The sequence below is a fragment of the Gimesia chilikensis genome (assembly GCF_007744075.1).
In the GTDB taxonomy this organism is placed as follows: domain Bacteria; phylum Planctomycetota; class Planctomycetia; order Planctomycetales; family Planctomycetaceae; genus Gimesia; species Gimesia chilikensis_A.
In genome coordinates, this window is record NZ_CP036266.1 from 5,540,870 (window position 1) to 5,561,566 (window position 20,697).

Genomic DNA, 20,697 nt, shown 5'->3' on the forward strand with positions numbered 1-20,697 from the left:
GTATCCGCGTCACTGGCCCCCGTCAACAAATCCAGACTGAAACTGCCATCATCTTCCGTCGTCGCGTCGTTGGTTACCGCCGCTCCCACAACGGGACTATCGTTCACACCGGTCACGGTAATCGTCGCCGTCTGGGCAACTACACCACCGTTACCATCGGTCACATTATAGCTGTAGACGATGACCGCCGTTTCCCCGGCTGCCAGACTGTTATAAGCACTCGGATCGATGCCCAGGCTCGTTCCGTTCTCAGTAATACCGGAGTTGTCACCGCTGACATAAGTCAGATCCGTAATACTGAGTGTATCGCTCAGATCGACATCACTGGCGTTAGTAAACAGATCCAGGCTGGTGCTGCCATCATCTTCAGTCACAGTCAAACCGGCTGCCGTCACTATTGGGGCATCATTCACCCCCGTAATCGTAATCACCGCGGTTTGCGCAACCACACCACCATTACCGTCTGTCACGCTATAGCTATAGGTGATGACTGCTGTTTCACCGACGGCCAGACTGTTGTACGCACTCGGATCAATACCCAGGCTCGTCCCGTTATCGGTGATCCCGGAGGCATCACCGCTGACCAGTGTCAGGCCACTCACGCCGAGTACATCGCTCGCATCCGCATCACTGGCCTCCGTTAACAGATCCAGACTGAAACTGCTGTCATCTTCCGTCGTCGCATCATTCGTAACCGCACCAGACACAACAGGCGTATCGTTTAAGCCCGTAATGGTGATCGTAACCGTAGCGGAAGCTGTCTCTCCATCAAGATCAGCGATCGTATAAGTAAAGGTTTCCGTGGCTGATTCACCTGCAGCCAGCCACTCGTATGCACCATTGGGATCATAACTGAATGTTCCATTCGCATTGACAGTGAGCAGAGCACCAGAGCCCAGACTGATCGTATTCGCAACATTTGCCTGGTTGTCATTGACGGCAGTGACTGCAATGCTGTCATAGAGATCAGGATCACTGTCCACTCCATTTCCGTTATCTGCCAGAAGACTCCCTCCGACAGAATCAGATTCCGTAGTGGAGAATTCATCCGGTTCTGCCACAGGAGCTCCATTGATCCCGATAATTGTGATCGTCGCGGTCTGAGTCACAATACCGCCGTGACCATCGATCACATTATAACTGTAAGTGATCACTTCAGATTCATCCTGAGTCAGCTCTGCGTAAGCTGACGGATCGATGTCAAGTGAAGTTGCATTCACAGTAATACCCGTCGCATCTCCACTCAGCAGTGTGAGACCACTTACAGTCAATGTATCACTGGCATCAAAGTCACTGGCCCCCGTTAACAGATCAAGCGTATAAGCACTGTCATTTTCTGTCACATTGGAAGTCACAGCGGCACTCACGATGGGAGCATCATTCACCCCCGTCACGGTGATCGTCACACTCTGAGCGACCACACCACCGTTCCCATCAACCACATTGTAGCTATAGGTAATCACTTCAGTTTCACCGACCGCCAGACTGTTATAGGCACTCGGATCGACGCCCAGACTCGTCCCGTTATCGGTGATCCCGGAGGCATCACCACTCACCAGCGTCAGACCACTGACACTTAAGATATCAGACAGATCCACATCAGAGGCGTTCGTCAATAGATCCAGACTGAAACTGCCTGCATCTTCAGTCACTTCAGAAGTCACAGCAGCACTCACGATGGGAGTATCATTCACCCCCGTCACGGTAATCGTCACACTCTGAGCAACGACTCCGCCGTTACCATCAACCACATTGTAGCTAAAGGTGATCACTTCGGTTTCACCGACCGCCAGACTGTTATAGGCACTCGGATCGATGCCCAGGCTCGTCCCGTTATCGGTAATCCCGGAAGCATCACCACTCACCAGTGTCAGCTCACTGACACTCAGGGTATCTGACAGATCCACATCAGAGGCGTTCGTCAGCAGATTCAGGCTGAAGCCGCCTGCATCTTCAGTCACTTCAGAAGTCACAGCAGCACTCACGGTCGGAGCATCATTCACGCCCGTCACGGTGATCGTCACACTCTGAGCGACCACACCTCCATTCCCATCAACCACATTGTAGCTAAATGTGATCACTTCGGTTTCACCGACTGCCAGACTGTTATAAGCACTCGGATCAACGCCCAGACTTGTCCCGTTATCGGTGATCCCGGAAGCGTCACCACTCACCAGTGTCAGACCACTGACACTTAAGATATCAGACAAATCGACATCAGCAGCGCCGGTCAACAGATCCAGACTGAAACTGCCAGCATCCTCAGTCACTTCAGAAGTCACAGCGGCACTCACAGTCGGAGCATCATTCACCCCCGTCACGGTGATCGTCACACTCTGAGCAACGACTCCGCCGTTACCATCAATTACGTTGTAACTGTACGTAACAACTTCCGTCTCGCCGACCGCCAGACTGTTGTACGCACTCGGATCAATGCCCAGACTTGTCCCGTTATCGGTGATCCCGGAAGCGTCACCACTCACCAGCGTCAGACCACTGACACTCAGGGTATCTGACAGATCCACATCAGCAGCGCCCGTCAACAGATCCAGGCTGTAGGCTCCGTCGTCCTCTGAAACCGCTGAAGTCAATGCAGCACTTACCGTGGGAGTGTCATTAATCCCGATAATGGTAATCGTCAACGTCTGAGCCACCACTCCGCCATTACCATCTACGATATTGTAATTGTATGTAATGACCTCTGTTTCACCGGCAGCCAGACTGTTATAGACACTCGGATCTACGCCCAGGGTCGTCCCGTTATCGGTGATCCCGGAGGCGTCGCCACTCACCAGGGTCAAACCAGCCACACTCAGTGTGTCTGTCAGATCGACATCAGCGGCCCCTGACAGTAAATTCAGGCTGTAACTGTTATCGTTTTCAGTAATGATCGAAAGCACCGGAGCGGTCACCGTCGGATCGTCGTTGACGGGATTAACCACCAGTGTAAAGGTATGTGTGCTTTCGACACTCAAATCATCCGTCACTGTAATGGTGATCGTTGCCGATCCATGCTGATCGGGATGGGGAGTGAATCGGAGAATCCCTGTCGTGTTTCCAGCAACGTAACTGACCACAGGGTCGGGAACCAGTGTATGATTATCACTCGCAGCAGTGACGGTCTGAACTTGAGCACCACTGACACTCGCCACGATCCCTGTCAGGTAAACGGACTTTTCGGGGGAATCCTCATTGATCACCAGACTGTCATCATTGCGAATGAAAGCAGTTGCCTGGTCTTGAACCACAGCCACTCCATTGAAGGCAACTAAATTACTCAGCGACACCAGCACGGATTCCGTAAGCTCGACGACACTGTCATCTGTCAGCGTGATGGTAATGCTCTGTGTTTCACCAGCTGTACCGGTAAAAGTAAGCGTTCCGGCCCCGGCAGTATAATCGGTGCCCGCCTGAGCGGTTCCATCCGCAGTTGACCAGTCGACACTCACGCCCCCCTCCACTTCGGCATCAAGAGTAACCGTCAATGTCGCCGTTCCCGCATTCTCATCAACGGTCACGTTGGCTATCGAGAGGCCCGCCGTATCTTCATCAATGATTGTGGCTGTCGCCTGATTCTCAATGAATGAAACGTTCGGGCTGGCCGCCTGGAGATTTGTCAGATTGACCAGGAAGGTCTCATCTGTCTCGACGATCAGATCATCGGTTAACGTCACGGTAATGGTCTGTGTTTCTCCTGCATTACCGGCGAAGGTCAATGTGCCGGAACCAGCCGTATAATCACTGCCTGCGATCGCGGTACCGTCGGCGGTCAACCAGTCTACCTGTAGACCTCCTTGTACCGCCTCGTCCAGGGTAACCGTGAATGTCGCTGTCCCCGCATCTTCATTGACGACGACGTCTTCAACCGTAAGTGTGGCACTGTCATTATCAGCAATTGTCACCGTGACCTGTGACTGTGAAAGCCCAACAGACTGACTGCCGACACTCAGGTTCACCAGTACCGTTTCGCCTGCTTCAACAATCGCGTCCTCTGTCAGCGCGAATGTAACCGTCTGAACTTCGTCAGGAATGGTCCCACTGAAATTCACAGTTCCGCTGGTCGAGGTGTAATCCGAACCGGCGAGAGCGGTACCATCGATGGTGGAATAATCAACGGAGAAAGCAGAACCCATCACATTGGTTGCCGTTAAGGTTACGGTAGCCGTTCCAGCATCTTCATCCACTATCACATCAGACACAGTCACCAGGCTGACACGTTCAATACGCATCGCATCGGCAATCACGTACCCGTCGGCATTCTCATTAGCCATCGTAACGGTAATCGTTCCATTCTCGTCCACTGTGAAATAGCCCAGATCCTGCCAGTCCACGCCACCATCACTGACATCCGCAGAGAGGGTTTGCTGACTGACGGTCTGTGTCATGTCCCCGCCTACAATACCAGACACGGTCACCTGCGTATTGGTTGCCCGGTTAGGATCAGTCTGCCAGTAACCAGAAATGCGATACGTCCCCGCAGGCAGGTTACTGAACTGCCAACTGGCAGTATTACCCGAAGCTGAAGCGGGAGGTAGATAATAACTGTCATCACCATAGTAAGGACTACTGGGTACTGGATGATAAACCCAGTTAGAACCATTCAAAGAAAAGCCGGAATCGCCATCATCGATAATCTGCACGAAGTCGTCATTCAGAATTGCCCCCTGCCCCCAGAGAGTTCCCTGGTCGGCCCCCGCAAAGATGATGCTGTCTAAATAACCTGCCTCAAGCTGAGTCAGAGTCCCCAGATCACTGAAGATGCTGCTGCGCGGGAAGGCATAATTGAAAAATTCTGTATCTTCCAGCTTCGTATCGCCATTGATCGTAAATGGAATTGTTACCGAAGTCGCTCCTGCAGCCAGTGTGGCGAAATAACCACTAGCGGGATATGGAAAATCTCCATCGGCCTCCGTAGCCGTCGAATCAGTCGCCCGCGACCAGATATAAATTTCCCGATCCAGTGGATTGGTGAACTGCAACTCGAAGGTATAGTTTGTAGTCCCGCTGTCCCCCTCATATTCTGCCACGACCGGATTGACCAGGGACATGGTTGTCGTGTCATCATTCGTGATGATGCCGGTCCCCTGGGAGTCGACAATCATGACATTGGCTACACCACTCGCCTGGATATTCGAAATGTTGAGAAACATACTCTCATCCAGTTCGACTGTATTATCTCCAGTCAGGTTTACTGTAACGGTCTGAGTCTCTCCGGCTGTCGATCCCGTAAAATTTAAGGTCCCGCTGGTAGCGGTATAGTCGGAACCTGCGATCGCTGTTCCGTTGGCTGTCGCATAATCGACTGAGAACGCTCCACCTGCAGGACCATGTGATGTGACAGTAAATGTGGCTGTGCCAGCATCTTCATCGACCGTAACATCCCCCACCGTCACCAGTGTGACTCTCTCAATCCGCATCGCATCTGCAATCACATAACCATCGGCATTCTCATTTGTGAAGGTTACTGTGATGGCGCCGTTTTCATCGACATGGTAAAAGCCAATGTCCTGCCAGTTTTTACCCTCATCACTGAGACTGGCCGACAGGTATTGCTGATTAATCGTCTGAGAGATCGGACCACCGGAAATGCCGGAAACAGTGACCGTGGTGTTCGTTGCCCGGTTAGCGTGAGGAACCCAGTACCCGGAAATGCGATAAATTCCGGGTACTAAATTATCAAAGTTCCAGCTGGCTGATTCTCCAGCATGGGCTCCAGGATCCAGATAATAAGCATCATCCTGATTATATTGTATTCCGCCAACATTATGATCAACCCAGTTCGGTCCGGTGAGTGAAAAACCGGGATCCTCATCATCCATAATCCATTTATACACCGAATTGTTGACATAGAAACCACCACCAGAGGAATTCCCGGATAGATTGACGACGTGAGCCTCAAGTGGATTTCCACTGGTACCTACCGATACAGCCGCATAAAACGAGGTAGAGCCGGCAACGATATCATAATTGTGATCGCCACTATCCTGAATTGATGCGGAAGACGATACTGCTGTCACAAGACCTGTAGTAATTACTCCTGTGAGATATATGTGGCTGTCATTAAACAGGTAGATTGAACCACTACCGGCATTGATGACTGTATCTTCGGTCATCAGGAAATACTTGTTATTATTTCCCGCTGCCGCATCTGCCGTTACTGAAATATCACCTGTGATGGAATGAATAGCGGCCCCAAAGCTGAGAATGAAGTCATCCTGTGAGACAATCGTAATTGCACCATCCACACTGGACACATTCGATAAAGCGTCACTGACATTCACCCCGTACTTCCAGTTATTACCTGTGCCACCAGTTCCAGCGATGTTAATTTTCGCAGCGTTGGTGCCCAGACCTGTGGAAGTGACTGTTGTGTTCTGAATATTCACCCCGATATTGCTGTCACCGCTGGCAGCACCTCCCTGACCAGTCAGCGTAATATCACCATAAATACTCGTGACAGAAGAGTTCTGCAGGTTAACCCCTCTCGCACTGTTTGTTCCTGATCCCCCGGTTCCTGCTAACGTAATCGTAGCTGCATCAGTTCCCTCGCCGGAAGATATGATGTCTGCTCCATTGATGTCTAAACCGGTATTTAAATCCCCAGATCCATTACCGGCGATACCCTGAACCAGGATGTCACCATCGACACTGCTCAAAATGGAGTCAGCCGTAATTTTGATACCAAAACCCAGATAGTTACTTGAGCCGCTGGTACCGGTAATGGTAATCGTAGCAGCATCTGTGCCCGTTCCAGTCGAGTAGATTTCACTGCCACTTTCCAGGTATGTGCCAATATTGCCGTCACCTGAACCATTTCCCCCCTGTCCGGAGAGTGAGATATTCCCATCGATACTCGTGATCAGGGTTCCACCGACAAGGAAAGTACCGAAATTGTACCCCACTCCTGTACCGCCAGTACCATCCACAGTAATCGATGCTGCTTCCGTTCCCGTCCCCGTCGATTCAACTGAACCTCCCTGTAAGATTAAACCATAATTGTGACTTCCAACAGTACCGGCCCCAGTTCCAGTCAGCGAGATCGCACCATCGACACTCGTAATGTCAGTAAAAAATAGATACGCTGCCACATTGCTGTCCAGGCCAGCGCCTCCTGTTCCGTTGACCGTAATTCTGGCAGCATTGGCACCAGTTCCAGTTGAGGTCACAGTGGATTCATGGAGATTGACACCATGGTTCTGTTGCTCGTCCGATGTATAACTTCCCCCACCGGTTCCGGTGAATGAAATATCTCCATCGACACTGGTCACATCTGCCTGATAAATGAACACACCACGATTAAAACTGGAACCGTTGCCCCCCGTACCAGTCAGGCTGATTGTTCCTGCATTTGCTCCAGAACCTGTAGAACTGATGGATCCATTATCGATATAAACACCTGTTTTCTGCTCACCAGTTCCAGCTCCACCGTGCCCCGTCAGTGAAATGTTTCCATTCCCGGTCGACAGAATCATCGCATTGTCTGCTTCGATTCCAATAAACTCCCCAACTGTCGCTCCACCAGCATTGGCCAGCAGCGTCATATCCCCATCGACGGTCGTCAGGCTGCTGCCATCACTCAGCACGATATTTCGGATTGCAGTCAGCGAAACATTTCCACTCGTCGAACTGATTCCGCTCGCGACCGTAATTGTCTGCACGGTCACATTCAGATCACCTGAATTCATATCTGTGACCCCGGTCTGGAACGTGACATCATCATCACTGCCACCGGTGATTGTGAGATCGCCTGTATTCAGGCTGTCGAGCCCTGTCACATTGAACGTATCGGCCCCGGACCCCGCATTGGCATTGAGCATCACGGCTCCGCTGCTCACATATGCAACTGCTGCCCCCAGAGTGGAATCAATCAGCGACAGACCATCGGCGGCGGCTCCATCATCGGAAACCGTAATCGTCTCTGATGCGCCCAGGAAGTCGAATACCCGATTTGTTGCAGACAGTGAATCAGTCAGCGACGCAGTATTCGTATAGTTGATGATTTCGCCATCGATTGAAATACTTCCCGCGGTATCGCTGATCAGCGAGTGAGTCACATTCGAGATCGTGCCTGCATAGCTGCCCGGCTCCAGGATGATCGCGCCACCATCGGCCTCGCCATCGAAATAAATATTTTCCAGGGGGAAAGGCAGTCCGTTACTCAAATCGATTGTCAACGTATCGAGACCGGCACCGCCGTTAATGATCACTTCGCTGTAGTCGCTCAACAGCCCCGTATACACGAGGGTGCTGTTCTCCCACAGTTCCAGTATCACACCGTCGGCATTCATCTGTAGCAGATAGTCATCAGCGCCCGCGGTACCATTAAACGTAATGCGGTCACTGGCATTGATCGATCCGACAGCTTGTGAATTGGCATATTGAATATTGACGACGCCACTGGCCTGAAGATTAAACAGATTCAGATAAAAGTTTTCCGACGCTTCCGAAACCAGGTCGTTATTGAGAGCAACAGTCACAGTCTGCGTCTCTCCTGCGGTACCAGTGAAGTTCAGAGTGCCGCTGGTCGCCGTATAATCAGAACCGGCGACGGCTGTCCCGTCAGCAGTCGCGTAATCCACGGTAAAGGCGTTTCCGGTTGCTCCACTGGATGTCACGGTGAATGTCGCGATGCCGGCATCTTCGTCGACTGTCACATCACCCACAGACAGCAGGCTGTGCACGCGTTCGACACGGTACGCTTCAGCCAGCACATAACCGTTAGCCTGATCGTCAGAGATCGTGATGGTAATCTGTCCGTTACTGTCGACCGTGTAATAGCCCAGGTCCTGCCAGTAAAACCCATCGTCATACACGTCGTGCTGCAGAACCTGCTGATTCACCGACAGTGATACATCCCCCCCTTCGACACCCGATATGGTGAGCGGCATGTTTGTCGCGCCTCCATTCGGTTCAGGCACCCACGAACCGGAGATACGATAGGTCCCCGCGGGAAGACTACTGAACGCCCAGGTCGAAGAATTCGCGCCGGTGCCGCCAACGCCGGCCACGTATGCATAGTCTCCCTGATAGAAGGCCGGATTACCGCTGTTGTAGATCCAGGAACCGGTCTGACTGAAACCAGCATCGCCGTTATCAATAATACGTTTATAAATCGAGTTATTGACGTAGAAACCACCTGTCGTACCACTGCCGGAGAGATTCACAGCGTGCGCTTCCAGCGGATTTCCACTCTCTCCAACTGAAATATATGCATTCAGACTCGCCGTTCCAGCAACCACATCCGGTCGCTGATCCCCCGTATCAATGATGGCACCGTAGACAGTGTCGACAGTAACCGTTCCCGACGTCTCCAACCCGGTCAGGAAAATATAACCCTCTGCATCCAGATCAATACTTCCACTACCAGCATCAACGGTAACTCCATTGGCAATACTGATAATTGCGTAATGATTGCCCACGGCTGCATCCGCAAGAATCGTAATATCTCCCGACTGTGAATTCACGCTCATGGAATCAGCTAAAACGACATCATCGTCTGAAATCAGGTTGATGTCGCCAGCAATACTACTGACCTCCGCCTCCTGGCTGACCCCTGTGAGCAGAACGCCATAATTGTTGGCCCCACCGGTTCCCCCCGTTCCATGCACTGTAATATTGGCTGCATCGGATCCAGTTCCCGTTGAGGAAATTTCGGCGTCCGATAAATTCACACCAAAATTACTTCCTCCGGAGGCACTACCTCCCCGCCCTGTAATCGTAATATCGCCATCAACGCTTGTGACTATGTTTGTACTCTGATCAAATTTCACTCCTACCGCAAAACCGGAACTGCTTCCAGCCGTACCATCGATCATAATTGTCGCAGCATTCGAGCCAACACCTGTTGATGAAATGACAGAGTTAAAAGTATTCACGCCAAAGTTGGCGATATCTGAACCAGTTCCCCCTTGTCCCGTTAATGAAATCGCACCATCGACACTGGTCAGAGAAGAGTTCTCCATGTTAATGCCAGTGTTGTAGGCAGACCCGGTCCCTGCAGTGCCATTGATCGTGATCACAGCAGCCCCGTTCCCCAGGCCGGTAGAAGAAATTTCACTTCCGTTGGAGACATATACACCGAGATTACCTGTTCCCGTCGCGTTTCCTCCCTGACCAGTCAATGAAATATTGCCATCCACGCTGGTCATCTCAGCACCATTCGCCAGGAAGATCCCAAAATTATTTGAATCGGCAGTCCCCCCCGTTCCATTTACAGTTATCGAACCTGCATAAGCTCCTGTTCCTGTTGAGAAGATTTGTGAGCCATCTACGACAACGCCGCTATATCCAGTTCCGGAAGATGTCGCTGCTCCCTCTCCTGAAATCTGGATCTCACCATCGATTGTTGATATTTGGGTTGCACTGTCTCTGATGAGTACGCCATAACTCCAGTTCGAACCGATCCCGGAAGTCCCCTGTATGTCGATCGAAGCAGCATCGGCCCCAGTTCCTGTCGAGGAGATCAGGCTGCCATTTTCAATATGAATTCCCTGATTTGATCCACCGCTGCCGTCACCTCCCTGGCCAATCAATAAAATATCACCCGAGATACTGGTTATTGTTGCATTGGCGATATTGACTCCATATTCTTCATAGCCACTGTCGCCCCCCGTACCATTCAGTGTAATCGTTCCGATACTCGATGATGAAATACTTGAGTTTGAATGCAGGTCAATACCATAACGCCTTCCATCCCCGGAATCATCTCGGCCATATCCAGTAAGTTGCACATTCCCGCTGCCTGTCGTTGAAATAGATGCGTTATTAATTTCGATACCCGCATAATTCCCGGCTGTCGCTCCACCAGCATTGGCCAGCAGCGTCATATCCCCATCGACGGTCGTCAGGCTGCTGCCGTCACTCAGCACGATATTCCGGATCGCAGTCAGCGAAACATTTCCACTGGTCGAACTGATTCCGCTAGCGACCGTAATTGTCTGCGCGGTCACATTGAGATCACCAGAATTCATCTCTGTGACCCCGGTCTGGAAGGTGACATCATCATCACTACCACCGGTGATTGTGAGATCGCCTGTATTCAGGCTGTCGAGCCCTGTCACATTGAACGCATCGGCTCCGGACCCCGCATTGGCATTGAGCATCACGGCTCCGCTGCTCACATATGCAACTGCTGCCCCCAGAGTGGAATCAATCAGCGAGAGACCATCGGCGGCTGTTCCATCATCGGAAACCGTAATTGTCTCAGTAGCACCCAGAAAGTCGAATACCCGGGTAGTTACGAACAATGAATCGGTCAGCGACGCAGTATTCGTATAGTTGATGATTTCACCATCGACTGAAATAGTTCCCACGGTATCGCTGATCAGCGAGTGAGTCACATTCGAGATCGTGCCTGCATAGCTGCCCGGCTCCAGGATGATCGCGCCACCATCGGCCTCGCCATCGAAGTTGATGACGCTTACGGGGAACGGCAGACCGTTACTCAGATTGAGAGTGAAGGTATCCATGCCGGCGCCACCGTTGAGATTGAGCTCCGTCACATTGGTCAGCAGGTCTGAGAATACGAGCGACGCACCGTTCCAGACCTCCAGTGTGACACCATCTGCGTTCATCTGAATCTGGAAATCATCTGCGGCGGCAGTACCGTCAATGGTGACACGCACGTCATCATCGACGATGGTTGCCATCCCTTGTCCGTCTGTCAGAGTGACATTACCACTCGTGACCAGGTTGCTCAGATTGACGAAGAAGGTTTCGTCTGATTCGATCACGTATTCATCTGTGAGAGCAATTGTGATCGTCTGAGTTTCTCCAGCGGTTCCCGTGAAGTTCAAGGTTCCAGAGCCCGCGGCATAATCGGCCCCGGCGGTTGCCGTACCGTCGGCGGTGGACCAGTCGATACTCAAACCTCCCTGAACATCATCTCCCAGGGTGACGGTGAATGTGGCCGTTCCAGCATCTTCATTGACTGTGATGTCGTTTACCGAAACAGGACTTCCTACTTTTTCAAGTCGGATGGCATCAACCAGCACTAAACCATCAGGCAGTTCATTGGTCAGGGTAACGGTAATAGTGCCATTGGCGTCCACCGTGTAATAGCCCAGATCCTGCCAGTCAAAGCCCGCATCAGTCACATCAGCCGAACGGTTTTGCTGATTGACGATTTGAGTACTTGGGCCTCCTTCAATTCCAGAGACAGTATATTCCGTATTCGTCGCCCGGTTGGCACCGGTTCTCCAGAATGCAGAGACGCGGTAGGTGCCGGAAACCAGATCACTGAATTCCCAGGTTGAAGAGAGATCGGGATACGATCCAGAAGTTACGTACAGAGAGTCTCCCTGATAGTACGGAGTGGATGAAGTAAAGGTGCCCCACTCTCCAGATGTCGTAGAATGCCCGGCATCACCATCGTCAATGAATTTTTTATAGACCGAATTATTCACATGGAAACCAGCGGTGGTACTGTTCCCGGAAAGATTCACTACGTTGGCATACAGAGGATCGCCACTGGTGCCAACCGACCCGTAAGCATTCAGGATAGCCGTTTCTGCAACGACTCGCGGAATATCTACCGTGTTGGACAGCATCGGACCAGTTACAGAATCAACGGTGACCGTCCCCCCTGCCAGCAGGCTGCCCACATAGATTTCGCTATGGGCATCGATATCAATATTACCCTGGACCGATCTGAATACCGACCCGCTGTTCATGTGGAATGAACCGGTACTGTTTCCATTCAGATAGTTACTGGTAAACTCAAGATTGCCTGATTTTGATTCCACCCGGCTCTCATGATAGAACAACATTCTTCCATCAGAGATGATCGAGATATCAGCCAAGTTACTGCTGACCAACGATTGATATTGTGCAACAAAGCCATCGATGTACGAGGTCCCACTCCCGCCTGAACCATGAATGTGGATCTCTGCCGCATCCGCGCCGACGCCAGTAGACATCACTGTTGAGCTGTTAAGGCGCACTCCCTGGTTATGGTAATCGGTGCCGTCACCCCCTCCCTGCCCCAGCAGCGTGATATCACCATCAATACTTGTGACGGTAGAATACTGCAGATAGAGACCTCGTTCGAACGCCCCTCCGTTCGCACCACCAGTTCCATCAATCGTAATTGTACCCGCATTCGCTCCGGTTCCCGTTGAAGAGAACGCTGCGTAGCTGGTATCAATGCCCAGGTTGGAATCTCCAGTCCCCGCACCACCATAACCGGTAACAGAAATGTTCCCGGTACCCGCTGTTTCAAGGGAGGCATGATCGATAAAGATACCTTTAAAGTTTCCTGCTGTCGTCCCCCCGTTATTGGCCAGAACAGTGATTCCACCATCAACGGTGGTCAGACTGCTGCCATTATTGAGCAGAATATTACGACTGGCCGTCAGGGATATCTCCCCATCGGTAGTAGAAACAGTACTGTCCACAGTAATGGTCTGCGCGGTAACGGTCAGATCATAAACCCCCATCACGGTATCATTGGTCTGGAACGTCACATTATCGTTCGTATCACCGGTAATTGTCAGATCGCTGGCATGCAGACTGTCAAAGCCTTCCACATTAATTGTATCGGCACCGCTCCCACCATTGGACTTAACGGTAACGCCGGCTGTTGACCCCGCATAGGTAATCGCTGCCCCCAGAGTGGAATCGATCAGTGACAATCCGTCACCGGCGGTTCCATCATCAGACAGGGTGACCGTCTCACCACTCCCCAGGAAGTCGAATACCCGGCTGGCAGTACCCAGATTGTCTGTCAAAGACCCCGCATTGTTGTAACTGATAATTTCGCCATCAATGGAAATACTTCCCGCGGTATCGCTGATCAGTGAATGAGTCACATTTGATATCGTGCCTGCATAGCTGCCCTGCTCCAGGATGATCGTACCGCCGTCGGCTTCTCCGTCGAAGTTAATATTCCCCAGCGGGAAAGGCAGCCCATTGCTCAAGTCGATCGTCAGCGTGTCTGCACCAGCCCCACCGTTGAGATTAACCTCGGTGTAGTCACTCAGCAAACCCGCATAGACGAGCGCACTGTTCTGCCACAGTTCCAGCGTCACACCATCGGCATTCAGTTGCAGCAGATAGTCATCAGCGCCTGCGGACCCATTAAAAGTAATACTATCACTGGCATGGATCGTCCCAACTCCCTGAGAGTCGGTCAGTAGCACATTTCCACTGGCGACCAGATTACTCAGATTCACCAGCAGAGTCTCTGCCGATTCCACCTCGCTATCATCGGTCAGCGTTACCGTTACCGTCTGAGTCTCACCAGCAATCCCCGTGAAATTCAGTGTTCCCGACCCGGCAGAGTAATCACTGCCAGCGACGGCACTTCCATCGGCGGTGGACCAGTCGACACTTACCCCACCTTCAACCGTCTGATCCAGAGTGACAGTAAAGGTGGCGACTCCGGCTTCTTCATCGACATTGACATCATTGATTGAGAGACCGGCTGTATCATCGTCCGTAATTGTGATCTGTCCCTGAGCGTCCCCAATAGAAACGTTCCGAGTGCCGGCAATCGTCAGGTTCGAGAGATTAACCAGCAGACTTTTTGACACTTCTACAACACCGTCATCAGTAATCGGCACTGTAATGAACTGTGTTTCGCCCGCAGTACCGGCAAAGACCAGTTGCCCTGTTGTCAACGTATACTCTGATCCCGCAACCGCGGTGTTGTTTTGTGTGGAATAGTCGACAGTAAACCCGGCATCAACGGCGTTATTCAGCGTGACAGCCAGCGTGGCCGTCCCCGCCCCTTCATTGACCGTCACATCATTGATCGAAAGACTGGCTGCATCATTATCCTGAATCGTCGCGACGCCGGTATCATTGCCAATGACAATCGCCGAATAGACAGTCACACCGTTATAACGCGGGTCCGACAGAACCACACTGAATGATTCTCCCTCTTCCACTAGACTGTCCTCGTTAACATTGATGGTAACGGTCGCCGAAGTCTGCCCCGTGGGAATGGTCACCAGCTGATTTGTGATCGCAGTAAAGTCCCCCGCACCAGCGGTCCCGACAACCGTAGAGGCTCGGACCGTCACATCAGCTGTGGTCGCTCGATTGATATGAATGGTAAAGACAAACGCACCATTTTCCGCAACTGAAATATCATTGATATAGAACAGTTCCCGGTTGGTAATATTCGCATTATTCGTTCCGGAAGAGGAAGTGAAGAAATCCATCCAGGTATCAAGTGGATTCGCCCCCGTTCCGATGGAACCGGCGGCATTCACTGATGCTGTTGCAGCAATAATATCGATCAGCGTATCGTCATTGTCCAGAATGGAACCGGATGCAGAATCCACGGCAACATGTGCGGTAGAACTCAATCCCGTAAGCTTGATATCACCAGCCGCATCCAGATCAATATTCCCTGATCCCGCATCGACCAGGGAGTTCTGATTCATGATAAACTGCCCGACGTTATTCCCATTCTGATAATTTACATCGATGGAAATATCGCCTGAATCAGACTGCAGAGTCGAACCGTAGTCCATCCAGACATTGCCTTCAGAAGTCAAGAAAATGTCTGCCACTTCGGAACTGATCAATGTGGAGCTATGCAAAGTAATTCCGTCATTGGAGATCGTACCGGCCCCCCCTGTACCATGCAGCGTGATGACAGCTGCGTCTGAGCCGGTCCCCGTGGATGTGATGGTGGAATTTTGAATTCCAATCCCCTGATTAAAATAGTTCGTACCATTTCCGCCCCCCTGCCCCAACAGGGTAAGATCTCCATCTCTTGTCGTAATGGTGGAATCCGCCATCTGGATTCCACGGTGATAGTCGAGCCCCCCTCCGCCGGTGCCGTCAATCGTAATCGTTGCCGCTCCGGTTCCGGTCCCTGTTGAGGTAATCAGAGCGTTATTGAGTTGAACTCCAAAGTGCTGACTACCAGAACCACCATAACCAGATCCCGTGATGGAAATATTCCCATCGACGCTCTGAATACCGGCGGCATTGCCGGAAATCATGACACCATGCCCCAGAAAGGTACTGGTGGCACCGGTACCAGTGATCGTAATGTCGGCTGCGCCGGCTCCGATACCAGTCGAGATAATCTCGCTTCCGTTAAGTAACATGACCCCCACGTTACCGGCGCCAGAACCATTGCCTCCCTGACCTGTCAACTGGATGTCACCCGAATCACTGGTGATCTGAGATTCACCCAGGAGCAAAACACCCACCAGGTTATCGGTTCCATTCCCCCCGATACCATTCAGAGTGATCGTACCGGCATCCGTGCCTGTGCTCATGGATGAAATGCTGCTGGAATCCATTTGAATACCGTAATTGTTATTGTCTCCGCTATTCGCTCCATAGCCGGTCAGAGAGATGTTTCCCGTCCCCGTCGTGGAAATCGTGGCACTATTCAGTTTGATCCCGGCGAACTGCCCGGTAGTACTTCCACCATCATTGGCTAACAGCGTGATCGCCCCGTCCACAGTCGTCAGACTTCGACCGGCGGCCAGGAAAATATTCCGGCTGGCGGTGAAATCAATCAGGCCATCGGTACTGGAAACATCACTGCTGACGGTAATCGTTTGTGCGAACACCGTCAGGTCACTGGCTCCCATCGCTGTGCCATTGTTCTGAAACGTGACGAGATCGTTACTGTCGCCAGTAATGGTCAGATCGCTGGCATTGAGACTGTCCAGGCCTTCCACATTGATCGTATCAACGCCGCTCCCATTGTTAGACTTAATGGTTACGCCGGATGCTGTCCCCACATAGTTAATCGCGGTCCCCAGCGTGGAATCGATGAGAGACATTCCGTTATCAGCGGTCCCATCATCGGAAAGGGTGACGGTCTCCCCCGCTCCCAGGAAGTCAAAGTTACGACTGGTGACATTCAGGCGATCTGTGATATTCGCAGTCCCCGTATACTGAATCAAACCACCGTCCACACTGATACTGCCGGAACTGTCACTGTTCAATGAATGAGTCACACTGCTGATCGAACCGGCGTAACTGCCTGGTTCCAGGACCACTGTCCCCTCATCGGTTTCACCATCAAAAGAGATACTGGCAGCCGGGAATGGTGTTCCATTACTGAAATCGACTGTCAACACATCCAGACCGGCCCCACAGTTGATATTCAGATAGGACACATTCACCAGCAATTCCGAATAGACCAGCGCGGCGTTCTGCCAGACTTCGAGAGTCACGCCATCCGCGTTTAACTTAAGCTCGAAATTATCCGCTGCAGCAGTCCCGTTAATCGTTGCCGTCAGATCGTCCTCGCCCAGAATGGTCGCCTGAGCCTGTACGTCGCTCAAAATGATGTTCGCATTCGCCCCCTGAACATTACTCAGATTCAGCACAAAGGATTCAATCGACTCCTGGACATTATCGTTAATGAGAGGAACCGTGATGGATTGAACTTCGCCGTCAAGATCACCACTGAAATTCAATGTGCCGCTGGTCGACACATAATCGGAACCGGCTGTGGCAGTTCCGTTTCCAGTAGCAAAATCGACACTGAAGGCGCTCCCGACTGCTTGACTGGAGGTGACCGAGAATGTCGCGGTTCCGTCGTACTCATTGACGACAACATCATCGACGGAAAGGATGCTGTTCACACGCTGAATCAACATCGCATCGGCAATCACATAGCCGTCCGCAGATTCGTTGAACATCGATACGGTAATCACACCATTTTCATCGACGGTGAAGAGTCCCAGATCCTGCCAGTCGTAACCATTATAGCCCCAATCCGCATCCAGAGTCTGCTGGTCGATGATCTGGGTATCGGGTCCGCCTTCGATACCGGAAACCGTTACCGTCGTATTCGTGGCTCTGTTGGCATGAGGATACCATTGCCCTGAAATACGATAGACGCCGGCAGTCAGGCCATCGAAGAACCATTCTGCACTGGCTCCAGTATTCGTCCCCGGCGAGAGGTAGTAGGCATCATCATTGTAGTACAGCGTATCTGGCAGATAGGTCCAGCCTGGACCATTGATAATAAAATCGTCATCCCCTCCATCAATGACCCGTTTGTATGGGGAGTTATTGACATAAAATCCATAATTTGTGCCGACACCAGAGAGGTTGACAACATGTGCTTCCAGTGGATTGCCACTCTCTCCGACCCAGTTAGCGGCATTTAAGACCGCTGTTGTGGCATACACCTCCGGGTTGACATCACCATTGTCCAGAATAGAGCCAATCGTTGAATCGACGGTGACCGTTCCTCCGGCGACCAGACTGGTCAGGTAAGTGTCACTATGCGCATCAATGTCGATGTTGCCACTCACCGCCTGAAAAACGGTACCGGTATTCATGTAGAAGACACCGGTATTTCCAGAGTTGAGATAACTGGCATCAAAATCCAGATCGCCATAGGCTGATTGCACCAGTGAGTTGGCGTAGAACCAGACGTTTCCGCTCGATTGTATGGAAATATCGGCGAGTTGACTGCGGATTTTTGTATTCGTTGTCCCAACGAAACCATCATTGGATGCAACTCCAGTTCCCCCGGTGCCACTGATAAGAATGTCTTCGGTGAATTCTGAATTCCCCGTGGAAGTGATACCAAATTCGGCCAGTACGATTCCCTGGCTGAAGTTCCCACTGGCTGAATCTCCGCCCTGACCAATCAGAGTGACTCCCCCGTCGATCGTTGTAATATCAGACTGGTAAAGGTAGAGCCCTCTCGTATAGTCAGATCCGGTACCCCCTGTTCCATCGAGCGTAATGGATGCTGCGGTTTCACCCGTTCCCAGAGAGGCAATCGTCGAGCCGTTATACATGAAAATGCCCAGGTTGTTCGTTGTGCTGCCCAGCCCTCCCTGACCAGTCACCTGGATGTCACCATAATAACTTTCAATTTCGGTACCACTGATACCAACGCCTGAGTTCGAAGACGTTCCATCTCCCCCCTCACCACTGATGGTAATCGTCCCCGTTCCACTCGATGTAATCTGAGTTTCCGCAAGCAACGTTCCGAAATTCGTCCCGGCCTGGGCACTCCCGGTTAGACCATCAATCGACAGATTCCCGTTCACGATGCTGACAGTCGTTTCATTCAGGCTCACCCCGAAGTTTTCAACGCCGGTACTGTTCCCTCCCTGCCCTGTTAAAGTCACGTTACCATCCAGACTGGAAACGGTCGCGTCATTGAGCAGAATGCCTCGGTTCGAATTCGTTCCGGCTCCCCCAAATCCAGAGATGGTAATATCGGCAGAGTACTGCCCCGTTCCGGTTGAAGAGATTCCGGCTCCGTTAAACACGACTCCCATCTGATTCCCACCAGAACCAGTGCCCGCCCAGCCCTGGAGTGAAATATCGCCATCAACACTGGTTATCTGCGAAGCGGGATTACTCACATTGATACCATAACCCCCGTTGACACTGCTGCCACCAAACCCCTGCAGGGTAATCCTCGCTGCGTTACTGCCCGTGCCGGTGGAAGTAATCGTCGTACCGAAGTCAACTTGAATTCCACGATTGTCACTGCCAGTCCCGTTCCCGCCCCAACCGATCAGGGTCGAATACCCCTGATTGAGACTGAGAGAGACATCATTGAGGTATAAGCCAAAGTTATTCGAGCCACCATCCCCACCATAGCCTGACATGTTCACAGCCCCGGTTGCAGTGGAACTCACGACCGTACCAGAATGCAGATTAATTCCATACAGCCCATCGCTGGCGGCGTCATCGCCTGCATATCCACTCATCGTAATATAGCCCGCGCCCGTGGAAACAATCGAAGCATTATCAGCTTCAATCCCCGTAAAATTACCGGACTCATTTCCATATGAATTTGCCGTTAACTGAATACCACCATCGATTGTGGTCAGGCTGCTGCCGCTATTCAGCAGAATAGTCCGGTCTGCCAGCAGTCGGGTCTTGAGTTTCGATGTCGAAATCGTGGCATCGACTGAAATCGATTCTGCCGTCAGTTCCAGATACTTATGATCCGAAGAGGAAACCAGGCCGGTACTGCTGACATTTTCCTGCACGCTCAGGCTGCCCGTTGTATCGATTTCAATGGACCTGGTCGCAGTGATGCCCGTAACACTACCGGCATTACCGAGAATCAGATCTCCTGTATTCGATACATAAAAATCAGATCCGGCAACACCTTCCAGGTTTGTCACCGCAGTATCCAGTGCGTTCATCGCCTGCGTCAGAGAATCTAACCCTACCGATATCGCGGCACTCAGCACTGCTGCACCAGCTTCGATATCCAGGTAGGTATTTCCAGCATCATTAATAGAACTGTTTTCGGAAATTAGTGTCACAGTCCCAGAGGTCTTCAAACCAGATATACCCAATCCGTATTCCGCAAGCAGAGTCAGATCACCACTGCCGGCATCGATCCGGGCTCCATCTTCCATCTCAATACTTCCCTGGTGATCAACGGAAGCATCTGCTGCTGTCAGACTGATATTGCCGGACGTAGAACTGATTAATGTATCTGCGGAAAGAGTGAGCTTCTCGTTCGACTCAATACTGATATCACCGGCAATGCTGTTGACAGTCAATTCATCACTGGTAATAAATCCCCCCGCCTGAATGCCACCAGGATCGGTGACTGTTCCCACCAGGAGAATGTCGGCAGCGTCAGTTCCCGTACCTGTGGAGGAAAACGTCGTTTTCCCCATCAGGATACCAACGGAGATCATCCCATCTCCCCCGGAACCGAAAAGCTGAACGTCACCATCGACACTCTGAATGTTGTTATAACCGCTGGTGAAGACCGTGGCG

At 51.6% G+C, this 20,697-nt stretch carries 1 protein-coding gene (running past both ends of the window); it reads right to left on the minus strand.

The whole window is internal to a Calx-beta domain-containing protein gene (locus HG66A1_RS21000) on the minus strand: the coding sequence, 40,704 nt in all, runs 12,442 nt past the left edge and 7,565 nt past the right edge, and what appears here is coding positions 7,566-28,262 (codon 2,522, partial, through codon 9,421, partial); reading right to left, the first codon wholly in view occupies positions 20,694 to 20,696. The start codon and the stop codon both lie outside this window.